This is a genomic window from Brachybacterium paraconglomeratum, from assembly GCF_003994255.1.
Classification (GTDB): Bacteria; Actinomycetota; Actinomycetes; order Actinomycetales; family Dermabacteraceae; genus Brachybacterium; species Brachybacterium conglomeratum.
In genome coordinates this window covers 298,349-316,652 of the sequence record NZ_ML133855.1, presented here as the reverse complement: position 1 = coordinate 316,652, position 18,304 = coordinate 298,349, and the positions used below count along the sequence as shown (strand labels likewise).

General features: G+C 74.5%; 11 protein-coding genes. 7 read left to right on the top strand and 4 right to left on the bottom strand.

The window, feature by feature from the left end:
- The first annotated feature begins 344 nt into the window (after positions 1-344).
- Positions 345-3,383 carry a glycoside hydrolase family 2 TIM barrel-domain containing protein gene (locus DS079_RS10255; RefSeq protein WP_126987198.1) on the top strand — a complete coding sequence of 1,013 codons (3,039 nt, stop codon included), beginning with the start codon at positions 345-347 and terminating at the stop codon, positions 3,381-3,383.
- 249 nt (positions 3,384-3,632) lie between these two features.
- Positions 3,633-4,418: a hypothetical protein gene (locus tag DS079_RS10250; protein WP_126987195.1), complete on the top strand. Its 786-nt coding sequence runs from the start codon at positions 3,633-3,635 to the stop codon at positions 4,416-4,418.
- 78 nt (positions 4,419-4,496) lie between these two features.
- On the opposite strand, the gene DS079_RS10245 is transcribed toward DS079_RS10250, so the two are convergent.
- Both DS079_RS10245 and tgt read right to left on the bottom strand, forming a co-directional pair.
- Positions 4,497-6,086: a hypothetical protein gene (locus DS079_RS10245; protein ID WP_126987192.1), complete on the bottom strand. Its 1,590-nt coding sequence runs from the start codon at positions 6,084-6,086 to the stop codon at positions 4,497-4,499.
- Positions 6,083-7,387, bottom strand: a complete 1,305-nt coding sequence (gene tgt / locus DS079_RS10240) for a tRNA guanosine(34) transglycosylase Tgt (protein WP_126987189.1) — start codon at positions 7,385-7,387, stop codon at positions 6,083-6,085. The genes DS079_RS10245 and tgt overlap by 4 nt, the downstream gene beginning before the upstream one ends.
- On the opposite strand from tgt, the gene DS079_RS10235 reads away from it, so the two are divergent.
- The 4 genes from DS079_RS10235 (at position 7,380) to DS079_RS10220 (ending at position 15,857) form a co-directional block, all read left to right on the top strand.
- On the top strand, positions 7,380-10,046 hold the full coding sequence (locus tag DS079_RS10235; RefSeq protein ID WP_164736193.1) for an acyltransferase family protein: 2,667 nt from the start codon (positions 7,380-7,382) through the stop codon (positions 10,044-10,046). The genes tgt and DS079_RS10235 overlap by 8 nt on opposite strands.
- Positions 10,047-10,131: 85 nt before the next feature.
- Positions 10,132-12,339 (top strand): DUF6541 family protein, encoded by a 2,208-nt coding sequence (locus DS079_RS10230; protein ID WP_126987186.1) that lies wholly within the window; start codon positions 10,132-10,134, stop codon positions 12,337-12,339.
- Positions 12,336-13,655: a M18 family aminopeptidase gene (locus tag DS079_RS10225; RefSeq protein ID WP_126987183.1), complete on the top strand. Its 1,320-nt coding sequence runs from the start codon at positions 12,336-12,338 to the stop codon at positions 13,653-13,655. The genes DS079_RS10230 and DS079_RS10225 overlap by 4 nt, the downstream gene beginning before the upstream one ends.
- 75 nt (positions 13,656-13,730) lie before the next feature.
- Entirely contained in the window at positions 13,731-15,857 is a 2,127-nt protein-coding gene (locus DS079_RS10220) for an acyltransferase family protein (RefSeq protein WP_126987180.1), read from the top strand.
- 34 nt (positions 15,858-15,891) lie between these two features.
- Here DS079_RS10220 and DS079_RS10215 read toward each other — a convergent pair whose 3' ends face one another.
- Positions 15,892-16,158, bottom strand: coding sequence for a hypothetical protein (locus DS079_RS10215; RefSeq protein ID WP_126987177.1), 267 nt, complete (start codon positions 16,156-16,158; stop codon positions 15,892-15,894).
- A gap of 92 nt (positions 16,159-16,250) precedes the next feature.
- On the opposite strand from DS079_RS10215, the gene DS079_RS10210 reads away from it, so the two are divergent.
- Positions 16,251-16,643, top strand: a complete 393-nt coding sequence (locus tag DS079_RS10210; RefSeq protein ID WP_126987175.1) for a hypothetical protein — start codon at positions 16,251-16,253, stop codon at positions 16,641-16,643.
- A 43-nt stretch (positions 16,644-16,686) separates the two neighbouring features.
- Here the strand turns inward: DS079_RS10210 and DS079_RS10205 are convergent, their stop codons facing one another.
- Positions 16,687-18,162, bottom strand: coding sequence for a glutamyl-tRNA reductase (locus tag DS079_RS10205; protein ID WP_126987172.1), 1,476 nt, complete (start codon positions 18,160-18,162; stop codon positions 16,687-16,689).
- Positions 18,163-18,304: the final 142 nt, after the last annotated feature.

Below are 18,304 nucleotides of genomic sequence, written 5' to 3'. Positions count from 1 at the left end.
CGCCGCCCCGACCGACGAGGCGCTCGTCGCGGCCGTCCTCGAGGCGCTCGACGCGGCGCCGCACGAGACGCCCCCGTCGGGGCCCCCCCCCCGACGCCCCCCCCCCCCCCCCCCCCCCCCGGAGGGGGCCCCCCGGGACCCCCCCCCCCCCCGCCCCCCCCCCCCCGGGGGGGGGGCCCCCCCCCCCCCCCCCCCCCCCCCCCCCCCCCCCCCCCCCCCCGCCACTCGGCGTCGTGCGGACCCAAGGCTCCGCACACAGGCCGACGAAGGCGTGGGTACACTCGTTCGTGAACGTTCACGACACCGTCTCGTGACCGCCCCGCCGACCCAGGAGAGACTCACCGATGAGCACCCCCACCCCCCAGGACACGCGCACCTCGCAGGACGGCGCCCTCCCGCCCGCCGACCGCACCGACCGCTGGTGGGAGGACCTCGCCGGCGGCCGCAACCGCCTCCGCGGCCGCGCGCACCTGCACTCCGACGCCCCCGCGCTGAGCCTCGACGGGACCTGGCAGTTCCGCTATGGCACCCGCGCCGACGGCACCGACCTGGGCGAGCCCGGCGAGATCGCCGTGCCGGGGCTGTGGCAGCTGCAGGGCCACGGCGCCCCGCAGTACACCAACGTCGTCTACCCCATCCCGATGGACGTCCCCCACGTCCCGGACGAGAACCCGACAGGCCACTACTCCCGCACCGTCACCGTCCCCGCCGACTGGACCGACTCCCTCGCCTCCGGCGCGAAGGTGCTGCTGCGCTTCCAGGGCGTGGACTCCGCGGCGAAGGTCTGGATCGACGGCACCGAGATCGGCGTGACCTCCGGCTCGCGCCTGACCCAGGAGTTCGACGTCACCGACGCCCTCTCGGCCCCGGGCGAGCACCGCCTGGACGTGCGGGTCGTGCAGTGGTCGGCGAACACCTACGTCGAGGACCAGGACATGTGGTGGGCCTCCGGCATCTTCCGCTCCGTCGACCTGCTGCTGCGCCCCGCCGGCGGGATCCACGACCTCGCGACCCACGCGGACTTCGACCCCGCGACCGGCCGCGGCACCCTCACCGCCACCGCCTACGGCGCGGACGGCGGGATCGTCCCCGCGACGGTGCGGATCCCGGAGCTCGGGATCGAGGCCGCGGCCGACGGGACCGAGATCGCCGCTGGCGAGGTCTCCCCCTGGAGCGCCGAGTCGCCGCGGCTGTACGAGGCGAGCGTCTCCACCGACGCCGGCACCGAGACGGTGACGCTGAAGCTCGGCTTCCGCCGCGTGGAGGTGGACGGGGAGATCTTCCGCGTCAACGGCGAGCGGATCGTGTTCCGCGGCGTGAACCGTCACGAGGCGGATCCGGTCGTCGGCCGCACCCAGCACCTGGAGAACCAGGACCTGGACGTCGCGCTGATGAAGCAGCACAACCTCAACGCCGTGCGCACCTCCCACTACCCGCCCCACCAGCGCTTCCTCGAGGTGTGCGACGAGGCGGGCCTGTACGTGATCTGCGAGGGCGACTTCGAGACCCACGGCTTCCACGTCGACTCCACCTGGGGCGAGGACGGCACCGGCGCGGCCGAGCGCCCGGCGGCGGACGACCGCTTCCGCCCGATGCTGTGCGAGCGGTCCGAGCGCTTCGTGCTGCGGGACCGCAACCACGCCTCGATCGTCATGTGGTCGATCGGGAACGAGGCCTCCACCGGCCCGGTCACCGAGGCGATGATCGAGACGGTCCGCAACACGGACCCGACCCGCCCCGTCATCTACGAGCAGGACTACCGCGCCGAGACCGTGGACGTCTTCTCGCTGATGTACCCCACCCATGACGAGACCGAGCAGATCGGCCGTCGGGCGCTGACCGAGGAGTACCGCGAGAAGCTCATCGGGATGCTGCACCACCTGGGCGTGGACCCGGGCGAGACGGGCTTCGGCTCCGACGAGTCGCCGATGCCGGCGCTGTCGAAGCCCTTCCTGTGGATCGAGTACGCGCATGCGATGGGCAACGGCGCCGGCGCGCTGAAGGAGTACATGGACCTCGTCCACCGCTACCCGGCGCTGCACGGCGGCTTCATCTGGGAGTGGATCGACCACGGCCTGCTCACCACCGACGCCGAGGGCAACGAGATCTACGGCTACGGCGGCGACTTCGGCGAGCGCCTGCACGACGGGAACTTCGTCGCCGACGGACTGCTGCTGCCCGACCGCACCCCGTCGCCGGCGCTGCTGGACGCGAAGCACCACTACTCCCCCGTCGGCCTCGAGGTCGGCGCCGCCACGGCGAGCATCGTGAACCGCTATGCCTTCTCGGACCTCTCCCACCTGCGCGCCGAGGTCTCCACCGACCTGCAGGCGAGCTGGCAGGAGCTCGAGCTGCCGGCCCTCGCCCCGGGCGAGAGCGCCGAGCTGGCGCTGCCGGAGGGCGAGCATGCCGCGGTGACGGTTCGGCTCACGACCCGGGAGGCCGACGGGCCGGTCCCGGCCGGGCACGAGATCGTCGCGGCCTCGCACGTGGACGCGGAGCGTCTGGCCGCCTCGGTCACCCCGGCCCCCGCCGCGGCGATCGCGCCGCAGCAGGCGGCCGACGGCACCTGGCAGGTGGGGCCCGCGCGCCTGGACGACCTGGGCCGGCTCGTCGGCCTCGGCGAGCTCGCCCTCGGGCACGCGGGGGCGGACCTGTACCGCGCCCCGGTGGACAACGAGCGGGCCCGCACCCGCTACCCGCTCGAGGCGCGGTGGAAGCGGATCGGGCTGGACGTCGCCCGTCGCCGCCTGGTCGGGATCGAGGCGAGCGGCGAGCAGCTCGTGGTCCGCTCCCGGATCGGGCTGGACGGCAACGCCCTGCACGCCGACGTCACCGAGTCCTGGCGCGCCGACGCGGACGGGGTCGAGCTCGCGGTGACGGTGACCCCGTCGGCGCTGTGGCCCGAGGACCTGCCGCTGCCGCGGATCGGGTGGAGCTTCGCACTGCCGGCGGCACCGGGCGAGGTGGAGTACGAGGGCTTCGGCCCGCACGAGATGTACCCGGACACCGGCGGCGGCACCACCTTCGCGCGCCGCACCGCGAGCGTCGAGGAGCTGCAGGTCCCGTACGTGTTCCCGCAGGAGAACGGCAACCGTGCGGGCGTGGTGCGGGCCGTGCTGAGCGGCGGGGAGGCGGGCTCCGGCCTCGAGCTCACCGCGCCGGAGGGTCTCGGCCTCGCGGTACGGCCGTGGTCGACCGCGGAGCTCGACGTCCGTGCGCACGACGGGGCGCTGCGTCCCGACGGCCGCACCTGGGTGACCCTCTCGGCGGCGCTGCACGGCGTGGGCTCGGCGGCCTGCGGTCCGGAGCCGCTGCCCCAGCACGTGCTGACCGCCCGGGAGGAGAGCTTCCGGATCCGCTTCGCGCCTGCCGGGCGCTGAGCCTCGCTCGGGCCGGCGGCCACCTCGCCCTCCGCGGGGAGGCCGCCGGCCCAGCCACGTCCCGGCCCCAGCCCCAGGTCCTTCCCGGGCACCGGTTCCTACCACCTGCTCCGGGTGAGGGTCGACGATCGCAACCCGCTCGTCACCTCCGGGGCGCCTGAGCCGAAGTGCGGCCCGCTACGCTGGAGCGGGCGCCGTCGTGGCGCCACGACGCAATAGCCCCGTCATACGGGGCGATGAGGGAGAAGCATGACTCAGGGGTACGGGCCGCAGAACGGCCAGTGGGGCGCCGACGGCGATCAGGGACAGTGGGGGCAGAACTCCCCGCAGGGGCAGCAGCCGGCTCCGCAGTCGCAGTGGGGGCAGCCCTCTCCCGCGCCGGCCGCCCCGCAGTGGGGTGAGCAGTCGGCGGGCCAGGCCTCGCCCGCCCCGCAGCAGTGGAGCCAGGCCTCGCCGCCGCCCGCCCCGGGCGGGTACCCGGGCACCAGCGGCTACCCCGGCACGGCCGCGGCCGCGTCGACGTCACCCGTCGCCGGGAAGGGCGCGCTGGCCAAGAAGCTCGGAATCGCCCTGCTGGTCCTGTCGGCGCTCGCCGTGATCGCTCGACTGGCGACGCCGATCTTCATGTTCATGATGGCGGCCAACGGCAACCCGGCGGACATGGAGGAGATCTCCGTGGGCATGGGCCTCGGGAGCATCGGCACGCTCCTGGCATGGATCGCGAACCTGATCTTCTCGATCGGTCTCCTGGTCGTCTCGATCATCGCGGCGATCCAGTTCAGCGGCCGTGGCCGCACGGGCGCGATCATCGTGGCGGCGACCGTCATCGTCTCGGTGGTCCTGTACTGGATCGTCAGCTTCGTCGCCGGGTTCCTCGGCGCCGCCATCGCGGGCAACTCCTACGACATGGGCACGATCTACACCGTCGCGGGCATCGCCGAGCTCCTGCGCGTGCTCGTGGTCGCCGCAGCGCTGCTGGTCGGCTCGTACATGGTCATGGCCTGGGGCCGGAAGAACGAGGCCGCAACGGCCTGAGGCACGGCCGCACTCCGGGACGGGCCCGGTCTCCGCATGCGGGGACCGGGCCCGTCACCGTCCGCAGCGGCGGCCCGATCAGCCCCCGAGCAGCACGGCCCCCTCGTCGGTGCTGATCAGGGCGCGTCCGCCGCTGAGGGGGTGCCAGGCGGTGACCTCCTCGTCGAGGACGAGCTCCTCGCTCACCTCGCCGTCCTCGGCGGTGATCACGCGCAGCCGCTGCGCGCCGCGGGGGTCCAGGGGCTCCTCCCGCGCGATCTCGTCGAGCACGACGGCGGTGCCCGAGGCGAGGCCGCCGCGCACCTCGGCCTCGGGGTCGTCGAGCGGGAGGGTCCAGCTGTTCGTCCCGGTCGCGGTGTCGTAGGCGAGGAGCTGCCCGGCCTCGTTGGTCAGCACCATCCGGGTCCCGTCGATGCCGATGCGGGCGGTGAACGCCTCGGCCTGCGCCACGCCGTCCCCGCCCGGCGCGGTCCAGTCCGCACCGTGCTCGGAGGCGAGGATCTCGCCCTCGGTCGTGGTCCCGGCCTCGGTGCCGGAGGCGAGGACGCGGCCCGCCTCGAGCAGCACCGTCCAGTCCCCGGCCGGGGAGGGCGCGGACTCCCACCTCGGTGCGCCGTCGCGGAAGGCGGTCGCGGTCAGCGCACCGTCCTCCCCCGCGCAGACGGTGAGCACGAGCGGTCCCTGCTCCTGCACGGACTGCGGGTCGGGCGGGGCGGGGGTCGCCGCGATGCGGCAGTCGGCGTCGGCGGGGGCGAGGACCCGGCCGACGGGGAACCCGGTGGCGGCATCGATCTGCAGCCAGCCCTGGGCGGGGTCGAAGCGCAGCGGCACCGACGGCAGCACCCCGGTCGCGGCGACGGCGTCGAGCAGGCCGGGCGGGGCCTCGGCCCGGGCGGGGAGCGCGAGGCCGGCCTGGTCGGGTCCGCGGGTCTCCTCGGCGTCCATGACGGTCCACAGCGGCTCGTCGGGGGCGGCCAGGTCGATGCCCCGCACCCGGCAGACGTCCTCCTCGCAGTCGCGGACCACGAGCAGATCGCCGTCGAGGGCGAGCGGGGTCCCGGCCACCTCGACGGGTGCGGAGCGGCCCCCGACCTCGCCGGCGCCGCTCCCCTCGGCATCGCTCCCGCCGCCGAGCTCGTGCACCCGCGTGACCTCCCCGCTCACCTGGACGAGCCGGGTCCCGTCGGCGGAGAGGGCGAGCACGTCGTCGGGCGCGGACTCGACCTCGCGCGCTCCGGTCGCGGGCTCGAGCAGCTGCGCGGTCCCGTCGGCGCGGCGCACCAGCACGGGCCCCTGCCCGCCGGGGGCGGAGGCGACCGTGTCCCCCTCGCCGAGCGGTGCGATCTCCGCGGCGGCGGCGCTCTCCAGCGAGTCGACGCGCGTGGCGAGCACGGCGGGGACGGTGAGGGCGAGGGCCACGACGAGCGCGAGGCCCGCGGCGAGGAGCGTCCGCGTCCGTCGGCGGAGGCGACAGCCGAGCAGTGCGATCAGCAGCGCCCCGACCCCGGCCCCGGCGAGCATCCCGGCCGCGAGACGCAGCGCACCGAGCACGAAGTGGTCGCCGAGCAGGGCGCAGATCCCGGCGAGCGCGAGCAGCACCACCGCCAGGCCCAGCGCCGTCGCCGCATCCGGCGCGTGCTCACCGGCCGGCGCCTGGTCCTCGCTCACCGCGGCTCGCCGTAGTAGGCGCCGGTGGTCTCCTCCCGCAGGGCGTCGAAGGTGCCGTCCTGGAGGGAGGCCCGGATCCGGTCCACCAGCCGCACCACGAAGCGCTCGTTGTGGATCGTGCACAGGGTCGAGGAGAGCATCTCCTTGGCCCGGAAGAGGTGGTGGACGTAGGCGGCGGTGTAGTGGGTGCAGGTGTAGCAGTCGCAGGTCTCGTCGATCGGCGCGAACTGGCGGCGGTAGCGGGAGCCGGTGAGGTTCACGCGGCCGGTGCGGGTGTAGACCGCGCTGTTGCGCGCCACGCGCGAGGGCGAGACGCAGTCGAAGGTGTCGGCCCCGGCGGCGATCGCGACGAAGAGGTCGTCGACCTCGCTGATGCCCAGCAGGTGGCGGGGCTTGTCCTCGGGCAGCTCGTCGGTCACCCAGCCGACGATGGTGCCGAGATTCTCCTTCTCCAGCGCCCCGCCGATCCCGAAGCCGTCGAAGGACCAGCCCTCGACCTCCATGCCGCCGAGGTCATGGGCGGCCTGTCGTCGCAGGTCCTCGTACTGCGCGCCCTGGATGACGCCCCACAGCTGCTGGTACGGGCGGTGGGTGCGCTCGTGGGTGAGACGGGCGTGCTCTGCCAGGCAGCGCAGCGCCCACAGCCTCGTGCGCTCGAGCGCCTGCTCCTGGTAGCCGCGGGAGTTCATGAGCGTGGTGAGCTCGTCGAAGGCGAACATGATGTCCGCGCCGAGGCCGTGCTGGATCTGCATGGAGATCTCGGGGGTGAAGCGGTGCTCGTCGCCGTTGATGAAGGAGCGGAAGGTGACGCCGTCGTCGTCGACGTGGGCGAGACGCTCCTTGCCCTCGCGGACGGCGTCGTCCTCGCCGTTGGCGGTGCGGGCCTTCTCGCCGCCGGAGAACTCGGAGGAGAGCACCTTCTGGAAGCCGGCCCCGAGGCTCATCACCTGGAAGCCGCCGGAGTCGGTGTAGGTGGGACCCGGCCAGTTCATGAAGGCGCCGAGGCCGCCCGCCTCGTCCACGAGGTCGTGGCCGGGCTGGAGGTAGAGGTGGTAGGCGTTCGCCAGCAGCGCCTGCGCGCCGAGCTCCGCCATCGACTCCGGCAGCACGCTCTTCACCGTCGCCTTGGTGCCCACCGGCACGAAGGCCGGGGTCGCGATGTCGCCGTGCGGGGTGGTGATCACCCCGGCGCGGGCCTTCTCGCCGTGACGGGCGGTGATCTCGAAGCCGACGTCGGCGGGGGACGGGGCGGCGGCAGGCGTCTCGGCCGCGGAGGGCGCAGGGGGCGGGGGCGTGGTCACCGTCCCATGGTCCCACGGCCTACCGCGCCGTAAGATCGCGGAGGCCGCACGACCCGCACCGCAGGAGGGACCATGTCGACACCCCCGACCGACGCCTCGGCGTCGTCGCTGCCGTCGACGATCCCCGTGGCCCGCGCGGTCGGCCGGGCCTCGTCGGGAGGGGTGCGCGATCAGCTCCCCCAGTGACCCGCTCGCTCCGCGCCGCGGGGGCGGACCGGCACGGCCGCAGGAGGACGGGGAGCACGCCGAGGGCGACGCCCCGCGCCTGGCCGACGACCTCTCCGACTGGACGCAGGAGGCCGAGGACGCACCGGCGCTCGGCCCGACGCCCGAGCCCGCAGCCACGACCACCCCCGCCCCGTCCCGTCCGCGCTCCTCCCTCGCCGCGTGGACCGCGGACGCCCTGCCCTCCTCGACCTCGTCGCTGGACGACTGGCTGCAGGGCCCCGTCGAGGCGCATGCCGAGCGGGAGGCGGAGGACGCCTGGTCCACCAGCGGCTCCGTCTCCGGCACCTGGCGGCCCGAGGGCGAGGAGAGCCGATCGCGTGACGCGGCGAGCGCCCCGTCCGTCGGCGTCGCCGCCGGCCCCGCACCGACCGGCGCCCCTACGCCGCCGCGGCCCGCATTCCGCCGCGAGCTGCACGGCCTGCGCGCCGTCGCGCTCGGGCTCGTCGCCGTCTACCACATCTGGCTCGGCCGGGTCTCCGGCGGCGTGGACGTCTTCCTGTTCCTCTCCGCCTTCTTCCTCACCGGCACCTTCGTGCGCCGCCTCGAGAGCGGCCGCCCCCTCGGCGTGCCCCGCTACTGGCTGCACACCTTCAAGCGCCTGCTCCCGCCCGCAGCGGTGACGATCCTGCTCACGCTGCTGGCGACCGCGCTGCTGCTGCCCCCCTCGATCTGGCCGACGATCATGCAGCAGGCCGTCGCCTCCGCGGTCTACCTGCAGAACGCGCTGCTGGTGGCGATGCAGGTCGACTACCACGCCCGGGACGCCGGGGCAGCCTCCCCGCTGCAGCACTTCTGGTCGCTGTCGGTGCAGGGACAGGCGTTCATCGTGTGGCCGCTGCTGTTCCTGCTGGTGGTACGACGGGCCCGCGCCGGGAGATCGGTGCGCCGACCGCTGATCGCGATCATCGCGGTGATCGGTGCGGTCTCGCTGACCTGGTCGATCCTCTCCACCCAGTCCCAGCAGCAGATCGCCTACTTCGACACCGCCGCCCGGATGTGGGAGTTCGCCGCGGGCTCTCTCCTCGCCCTCTCCCTGCCGGTGCTGGACCGGATCACCGGCGCCCGCCGCCCCGAGGACGGGGTCCCGCCGCGGATGCGCACCCTGCGCGCCCTGGCCGGCTGGGCCGGCATCGCCGCGCTCCTGGCCTGCGGGATCGTGCTGGACGTCTCCTCGATGTTCCCGGGCTGGATCGCGATCTGGCCGCTCGCCGCGGCCGCGGCCGTGGTCGTCGCCGGGCACTCGGGGCGACGCTGGGGCGTGGATGCACTGCTGTCCACCCGTCCGGCCGCGTTCATCGGCGACATCTCCTACGCCCTCTATCTCGTGCACTGGCCGCTGCTGGTGCTCTGGCTGCACCGCAGCGGCCAGGAGCGCGCGGGCCTGCTGGACGGGTTCGCGGTGCTCGCGGCCGCGGTGCTGCTGGCCTGGCTGCTCACCCGCGCCGTCGACGCGCCGGTGCGCCGCTCCCGCTGGCTCGAGGCCCGTCCCTGGCGCGCCCTCGTCGCGGTCGCGGCGAGCGTCGCCCTCGTGGCAGGAGCGGCCGGCGGCTGGTGGGGCGCGCTGCAGCGCACCCCGTCCTCCCCGCCGGTCGCGGGCGAGGACGCGGTCCCCACCGACGAGGTCGCGACCGAGGCCCCGGCGCAGCTGCGCCCGGAGGGCTGGGACCTCGGCAACCAGTGGCCCGAGCTGCCCGAGAGCTGCTCGGGCGCGTGGGATCCCGCGAGCGACTTCCCGCACACGCGCTGTCAGCAGCTGCTGCCCGGGGACGCGGAGCCGTCCGAGACGATCGTGGTGGTCGGGAGCTCCCACGCCCGCCAGTACATCCCAGCCCTGCTGCCCACGGCCGAGGCCCGCGACGCCCAGGTGGTGAACCTCGCGATGGACGGCTGCGGCTTCCTCGCCGGCACCGAGCGGTGGCCCTACTGCGCGGGCTACGACGAGTGGGTGCTGGAGTACCTCGACGCCGTCGAGCCCGACCTCGTGGTGACCACCGTGACCCAGACCGCCCCCGACTCCGCCGCGGAGACCCTGCCGGAGGGCACCGAGGGCGCCGTGCAGACCCTGCTGGACCGCGGCATCGACGTGCTCGCGATGCGGGACACGCCGCGCTGGGAGGCGGACCAGTACGCCTGCCCGGAGGCGGTGATCGAGGGCGGCGGCACCCCGGTCGAGGCCGACGAGGCCTGCGGCGCGGACGCCTCCGCGAAGCTCGCGCCCGAGAACCCCGGGACCTCGCTCGAGACCCTCACCGGTCCCGGCTCCTCCGTGAGGGTGCTGGACCTCACGGAGGAGATCTGCCCGGACGGTCGCTGCTCCCCGATCCTCGGCGACACCTATGTCTACATGGACGCCGACCACCTGACCCGCGTGTTCGTCGAGGAGGTCCTCGCCCCGGCGGTGACGCGCGAGCTCGCGGCGGCGACCGGATGAGCAGGTCGCAGGGCCGACGGACGACTAGCATGATCCGGACCCTCGGGGCGCCCACGCCCCGCCGACGTGATGCAGGAGGCCGTGCGTGGACGCTCTGAGAGTGCTCGCCGTGCTGCTCGCGGCACTCTTCGTGCTCGGTGCACCCGGACTGCCGACGGTCCTGGCGCTGCGGCTGCGGCCGCTGACGGCCCTCGCCGTGGTGACCCCGGTCTCGGCCGTGCTGATCGCCGCCTCCGCGGAGCTCGGCCGCCTCCTCTCCATCCCTTGGACGGTGCTCTCCCCGCTCGTGCTCGGCCTGGTCGTCGGCGGCCTGCTGTGGTCGGCCGGCATCGGCCGGCGCCGCTCCCGGCACACCCACCGCGCCGGCGCCGCCCCGGAACCCGTCGCGCACGACGCGGCGGAGCACCGCGTCGCGGCGGAGGACGCGGGCGTAGCGGCCGACGGCGCCGACGCGGCGACCCCCGACGCAGCGCACGACACCGAGGGCGCCGCCTCCTCCACGTGCACGGCGACCTCCACGTGCACGGCGACCGCCGCGGCGACGACCACTGCCACAGCCACGACGACCACGGGCGTCCCCGGCACCGCCCTCGGCCGCGGTCTCGCCACCCGCCGCGGCCGCGCCGCCACGATCCTGCTCGGCCTCGCGATCGGCGGCGGGTACATCCTGCTGCGCGCGCTGGACATGATGGGCGGCCTGTTCCGGGTCAACCAGTCCTACGACAACGTCTTCCACCTCAACGCCGTGCGGCACATCCTCCGCCTCGGCGACGGCTCCGCCTGGACCGTGGGCGGGATGACCACCCTGCCGGGCGAGGAGACCTTCTACCCCGCGCTCTGGCACCAGACCGTGAGCCTGGTCGTCCAGCTCTCCGGACAGGACATCGTCCTGGCCTCGAACCTCGTGATGCTGCTGCTGGGCACGACGGTGTGGCCGCTGGCGCTGATGGCGCTGGTGCGCACCGGCACGAGCGCAGGCCCCGCCGGCTGGCTGGCCGCGGGCGCCCTGGCCGGGGTCGCCTCCGCCTTCCCGCTGTCGATGATGTCCTGGGGTGTGCTGCTGCCCTATCTGTACTCGCTGTCGATGATGCCGCTGGTGCTGATGCTGATCGTGCACCTGGTGCGCCTGGCGCCCGACGGGGACCAGCGCCTCACCGGGGGGCAGCTCGGCGTGCTGGTGCCCGCCGTCTTCGGGGCGGTCGCGCTCGCCCATCCCCAGGGGGTGTTCGTCGCGCTCGTGATGGGCGTGCCGATGATGGTGTGGGCCGTGCTCGCCACGGCGACCGACCTCGTGCGCCGCCGCCCGCGCGCCGGGATCCGGCTGGCCGTGCTCGTGCCGCTGACCGCCCTCGTCATCGTCGTCGGCCACGACATCTGGTACCGGTTCCGGCCTGTGGAGGCCTCGGCCGCCGTGTGGGGCCCGACCGCCACGACGGAGGAGGCGATCTGGCAGACCCTCACTCTCGCCCCGAACGCGACCCCGATCTGGCTGCCGCTCGGCGTTCTCGTGGCGCTGTGCGCGCTCGCGGTGCTGATCGGCTCCCGCTCCCGCTGGCTCGTGATCGCCTTCCTCGCCGCGGGCGCCCTGTCGGTCGCGACCCGCTCGCTGCCCGTCGACGACCTGCGCTACGAGCTCACCGGCAACTGGTACAGCGACAACAACCGCATCACGGTGATGCTCGCGACCGCCGCCGTCCCGCTGCTCGCCGTCGGCCTGGACGTGCTGCTGCGATGGGCCGCGCGGCTGCTGCCCGTCCTGCGCGGCACCGCCGGCGCCGTCCTCGCCGTCGCGCTCTGCCTCGCCATCATCGCCGTGGGCTACTTCTCCCCGAGCACGGACATGTCCAAGACATATCTCGAGCGCGAATGGCGCAGCGACAACCTGCTCAGCGACGACGAGCGGGCGCTGCTGCTGATGCTGCCGGAGGTGGTGCCCGAGGACGCCGTCATCGCGACCAACGCCTGGAACGGCAGCTCGCTGGCCTACGCGATCTCGGACCGCGAGGTGCTCAACACCTTCATGAGCTTCCAGGCGGAGGACGAGGTGCACCTGCTCAACGGCCATCTCGATGATGCGCAGACGGACCCCGAGGTGTGCGATGCGGCGGAGGAGCTCGGCGTGGACTACGCGCTGGACTTCGGGCCGAAGGAGCTCCACGACCGGTCCGCGACCTACACCGGGCTCAACGAGATCTCCGAGACCGGCGCCGCCGAGGTGGTGCTGCAGGTGGGCGACGCGAAGCTGCTGCGCATGCTCCCCTGCCGCGGCACCGATGGTTCAATGAACGGGTGAGCCCCTTCTCCGCCGCGTCCCCCTCCTCCCGCGCCCGCGCCGCCGCGCTCGACCTCGGCGCCTTCGTCACGGCCTCCCCCTCGAGCTTCCACGCCGCCCGCGAGGCGGCCCGGCGCCTTTCCGCGGCGGGCTTCACCGAGCTGGTGGAGACCGCGCCCTGGACCGCAGGCGACGTCGCCGGCGACCGCTACGTGCTGCGCGACGGTTCGCTCATCGCCTGGTCCGCCCCCGAGGGCGCGGACGCGGCCACCCCCTTCCGGATCGTCGGATCCCACACCGACTCCCCCGCCCTGAAGGTCAAGCCCGATCCCCGCTTCGGCGCCGAGGGGCTCAGCCAGGTGGGTGTCGAGATCTACGGCGGACCGCTGCTGAACTCCTGGCTGGACCGCGAGCTGCGCCTGGCCGGCCGGGTCGCCCTGGCCGACGGGTCGACCGTCCTCGTGGACACGCCGGGGCTGCTGCGCATCCCGCAGCTCGCCGTGCACCTGGACCGGGGCGTGAACAAGGACGGCCTGACCCTGGACCCGCAGCGGCACATGCAGCCGGTGCTCGGCTTCGCGGGCCTGGACGTGCTGGAGATCCTCGCCCATCACGCCGGGGTGGGCCGCGCCGACATCGTCGGCCTCGACGTCGTCACCGTCGACGCGCAGGCCCCGGCGCTGTTCGGCGCCGACGAGGAGTTCCTCGCCTCGGGCAGGCTCGACAACCTCACCTCCGTGCACGCCGAGGTGGAGGCGCTCGCGACCGTCGCCGGCGCCGCCCGCCCGGAGACCGCGGAGGGCCCCGCCCCGATCGCGATGTTGGTCGCCAACGACCACGAGGAGGTCGGCTCGGCCACCCGCTCCGGCGCCGCCGGCCCCTTCCTCGAGGACGTGCTGGTGCGCGTCCACGCCGCGCTCGGCGGCGACGAGGCGAGCCGCCGCCAGGTCCTCGCCTCCTCCCTCGTCCTCTCCGCGGACGCCGGCCACGCCGCGCACCCGAACTACCCCGAGCGTCACGACCCCGTGACCAGGCCGCGCCTCGGCGAGGGTCCGATGCTGAAGATCAACGCCCAGCAGCGCTATGCGACCGACGCCGTCGGCATCGCCGCCTTCGTCGCCGCCTGCGAGCGGGCCGGCGTGCCGCACCAGCACTTCGTCTCCCACAACGCCATGCCCTGCGGCTCCACGATCGGGCCGATCACCGCGACCCGCCTGGGCATGACCACGATCGACGTGGGCATCACCCTGCTGTCCATGCACTCCGCCCGCGAGATGTGCGCGACCGCGGACCCGCTGCTGCTGCAGCAGGCCTGCGCCTCCTTCCTGCGGGGCTGACGCCCCGCACGACGGTGCCCCGCGCATCCCCTCTCCCCCTCCCGTCCCTCCCTGAGATCCTCCGAGTCCCGCTCCATGCCTTCGCAGTCCTCCTCGCCCGCCCGCGCCGGGACCGCCGCTGCCGGCGCCGCTCCCGCGGGCGGGACCACGCCCGCCGGTCGCTTCCGCCCCGAGCTGCACGGCCTGCGCGGCCTCGCGATCGGCCTGGTCGTGCTCTACCACGTCTGGTTCGACCGGGTCTCCGGCGGCGTGGACGTGTTCCTGTTCATCTCCGCGTTCCTGCTGGTGGGGACGTTCCTGCGCAAGGCCGATGCGGGCCGGGCGATGCGACCGCCGGCCTACTGGGCCCGCACCTTCAAGCGGCTGCTGCCGCCGACGGCCGTGGTCGCGCTCGCGACCCTCGCCGGGGTGTACCTCGTGCTTCCCGCGGACCGCTGGATGACCGCGCTCACCGATGCGATCGGCTCGGTGCTGCACGTGGAGAACTGGGTGCTGGTCCAGCGGGGCGTGGACTACTACGCGGCGGAGGAGACGGGCGCCTCGGCCTTCCAGCACTTCTGGTCGCTGTCCATCCAGGGGCAGGTGTTCCTGGCGTGGCCGCTGCTGATCGCGGGCGGCGTGCTGCTGGCGCGGTGGCGCGGCTGGTCCGTGCGCGGCGTGCTCGCCGTCGTCTTCGCGCTCGTGCTGGTGGCGTCCTTCGCCTGGTCGGTGCACTCCACCGCCGTCCAGCAGGAGATCGCCTACTTCGACACCTTCGCCCGGCTCTGGGAGTTCGCGGCCGGGTCCCTGCTGGGCCTGGCGCTCCCGGTCTGGGAGGAGCGCCGCGCCCGCACCGGCCGGCGCCGCCGTCCCCGTCCCCGCGCCGCCCTGGTCCCGGTGGTGATGGGCTGGGCGGGCATCGTCGGGCTCGTCTCCTGCGGCCTGCTGGTCGACGTGCAGGGCGCCTTCCCGGGCTGGATCGCGGCCTGGCCGCTCGCGGCCGCGGCGCTGGTGCTGTGCGCCGGCACCACCGGGCATCCCCTCGGCGTGGACCGTCTGCTCTCGACCCGTCCCGGCCGGGTGCTCGGCGACATCTCCTACGGCCTGTACCTGGTGCACTGGCCGCTGCTGACCCTCTACCTCGCCCGGGCCGGGAAGGAGCGCGCCGGCCTGCTCGACGGGCTGATGCTGATCCTGCTCTCGCTGGTGCTCGCCTGGCTGCTCACGAAGGTCGTCGACACCCCGGTCCGGCGCTGGCGCTGGGCGGGAGCGAAGGCGCGGCGCGGCGGCCTCGTGGTCCTCAGCTGCCTCGTCCTCGCGCTCGCACCGATGATCGGCGCGCAGCAGCACCTGCTGGGCGAGCAGCGCGAGGCGGAGGCCCGCGCCGTGGCCGACAACCCCGGCGCCCGCGTGCTGGACCCCGATTTCACCGTCCACCCCGACGCGGACCCGTCGGCCGAGCCGCTGCCCACTGCGGCGACGATCGGGAAGGACTGGTTCACCGGGACCGAGCCGTGCACGGGCGCTCTCGAGCCGCAGGGCGAGGCCGCCGAGCGGCTCTCCACCCGCTGCGCGCAGATCCCCGGCGAGGAGGGCGGCCCGGTGCTGGTCAGCGCCGGCAACTCTCGCATCGAGCAGTTCACCGGCGCACTGGCCCCGCTCGCCGCGCGCGAGGGATGGACCGTGATCACGCTGTGGGAGGGCGGCTGCACCTACGCGCCCGATGCCGAGGTCAATGAGGTGTGCGACCAGTTCAGCGCCGACACCGAGGCGTACATCGAGCAGATCGCGCCGGAGGCCGTGGTGCTGAACACGACCTTCCTCTCCACCGACTACGAGGAGACGCTGGTCCCCGGGATCGAGCAGACCCTCGCTTCGCTCAGCGCGCAGGGCTCGACGGTGATGGCGCTGCGGGACCAGCCGCGGCTGGAGGTCGAGCCGGTGCCCTGCACGCAGGAGAAGGGCGCGGAGGACCCCTCCTGCATCTCTCCCCTGCCGGCGCCGCTGGCCGAGGAGCGCCCGGACGCGGCGCTGCTCGAGCAGGCGCCGGGCCCCGTCGTGCCGCTGGACGTCAACGACCTGATCTGCCCGGGCGGCGAGTGCCCGCCGGTGATCGGGAACGTGCGCGTCTCGCTCGACAACGACCACATCACCGAGACCTACGCGATCTCGATGCAGGACGCGGTCGATGCGCGCCTGCGGGAGGGCGGCTTCCGCTGGTGAGGCGCGGGGCCGACGGGCCGAGGTCCGCGCCGGCTCAGCCTTGGCGGACGATCTCCTCGACCGCGTCCTTCGCGGCGCGCGCCCGGACGGTCGCCTCGTGCTCCTCGCCGTGCTCGCGCCGCGCGTCCTTGAGCAGCTCGTCGGCCTGGTAGTAGGCGTCCTCGAGCTGGCCCGCCTCGGCGGTGGCCTCGGCGAGCTCGGCGCGCAGCGTGATCGCCTCGGGCGTCGTGGACTCGCCCTCCTCGAGCAGCGTGAGAAGGCGTCGGGTGGTGTCGCGGACGCGCTCGGCCGGGGTGCTCATTCGGGTCTCCTCGTGCTGGTGGTCGACACCTGATCCTACGGTCACCCGCCCGGTGCGGCGGCCCCGCGTCCCGGCAGTAGGCTGGGCGCGAGATGGAGATCAACCCCTACGACTCGCGTCTGCGCATGCTGCAGCAGATCGACACCGTCGCGATGCAGCGCGAGGCGGCTCCCGACGAGGAGACCGCCGGCTGTCCGGGGTGCCCGTTCTTCTGGACCTGCCCGGTGCCGCACCGCGGCGAGGAGGTCCGCGTCCCGCAGGAGCCGGCGGCGGCCGAGGTCGAGGAGCTCCTGCCGGGCCGTCGCCCCTTCGTGCCCCGGGACGAGTCCGACGTCGGCTGGACCGACGTGTGGGTCGACGAGGACGGCCTGCGGATCGACCCCGAGGAGCTCGAGCACTCGCAGGAGACCGAGCCGTCGGAGGATCTCGAGCCGTCCGTGGCTCCCGCGCCTCGTCGCCGCTGGTGGAGGCGCTCCCGACGCTGACCGGCGGATCGCGGCTCCGGCCGCGGTCCCGGTCCCGGGAGTCTCAGCCCTCGGCGTCGTGCCCGGCCGGGCAGCCCCCGCCGCGCAGGGTCCGCCGGGCGAGCGCCGCGCCGGTGGGCCGGCCGCCGACGGCGAGGGCGGCCGCTCCCGCCGGGCCCGCGAGGTCGGCGGGGCCGGGCGGGACGGTGCGGTCCACGCGCATCCAGCCGGCCGGGACGGGCTCGGCCGCTCCGGGCGCGGCGGGCACCGTCGGGTCCTCGGCGCCCTGCGCGGAGGAGATGTCGATCCCGAAGATCGTGTGGAAGGCGGAGACGTACTCGTCGGCGAAGCCGGTCTCGGCCAGGTGCCGGGCCCGCTCGGCGGGCTGGTGCATGACCCTGGCGAGGATGCGGCGCACCGAGCGCTCGAGCTGGTCGGCGGTCTCCCCGGAGACGTCGCGGCGCAGGCGGTCGATCTCCCCGTCGGCCGCGTCGAACACCTCGCGGCGCAGGGCGGCCATCGCCGGGTCGATGCGGCGCACCTCCTGCTGCTGGCGGAAGGCCTCGACGTTCTCGGCGATGATGCCGCGAGCGGTCACCAGCGCCGGGTCCTCGCCGTCCGGGTCCTCCCGGCGCAGGTCCTCCAGCCCCAGCACGGTGATGCCCTTGAGGTGGCGCACGAGGGGGTGGAGGTCGGAGTGCAGCGCGAGGTCGAGCACGACGGTGCGGCCCGCGTTCAGGAACAGCTCGGGGAACAGCGAGGTGCCGCGACCGGAGGCGGCCAGCACCAGGTCGGCCTCGCGCAGGGCCCGCTCGAGCCCCTCGGCCTCGACGGCCTCCGCGCCGTGGCGCTCGGCGAAGCCCGCCGCCCGCCCGGACGGCGAGAAGACCTGCATCCGGGAGACGCCGCGTCGCGCCAGCTCCGACAGCCCCAGCCGGGCGTAGGCGCCGGTGCCGACGATCAGCACGCTGCGGCCCTCGAAGCCGCCGAGCTGCATCCCGGCGCGGTCCAGCGCGACGGAGGCGCCGGAGCGACCCGCGGCGCCGACGGGGGCCTGGGTGGCGACGCTCTTGGCGCAGCGGAAGCCGTGCTGGAAGAGGTCGTGGAGCATCGAGGTGGTGCGACCGGCGCGGCGCGCGGCCTCGTAGGCCTGCTTCACCTGGCCGGAGATCTCGGCCTCGCCCATCACGATCGACCGCAGCCCCGAGGTGACCTCGAACAGGTGCTGCGGGACAGGGGCGTCCATCGCGGCGTCGAAGCAGAGGGAGACCACCTCGCGGTCCAGGCCGCTGGTGCGGGAGACCGCGTCGATCACGAGCTCGACGCCCTCGTGGAAGCGCTCGGTGTCGAGGTAGACCTCGAGCCGGTTGCAGGTGCTGAGCACCACCGCTCCGGAGACGACGGGCGGGGCGCCGACGGTCCCGGCGCGCTCGGCCTGCAGCTCCTCGAGCGCCTCGGGCAGGGACTCCGCACCCCGGGTCAGGGCGTCGAGCATCTCGAGGTCGAGATGCTCGTGGGAGGCACGGAGAGCAGCGAGCATGATCCTCAGTCTAGACACGTCCGCCCCTCGCTCCGCCCCCGGAGGACCCGTCGGACGACGCCGCGCGCGAACGTGTGCACAATGGGGGCGTCATGAACCAGAACCCCATGTCAGAGCCCCTTTTTGCCGACGGTGCGTCAGA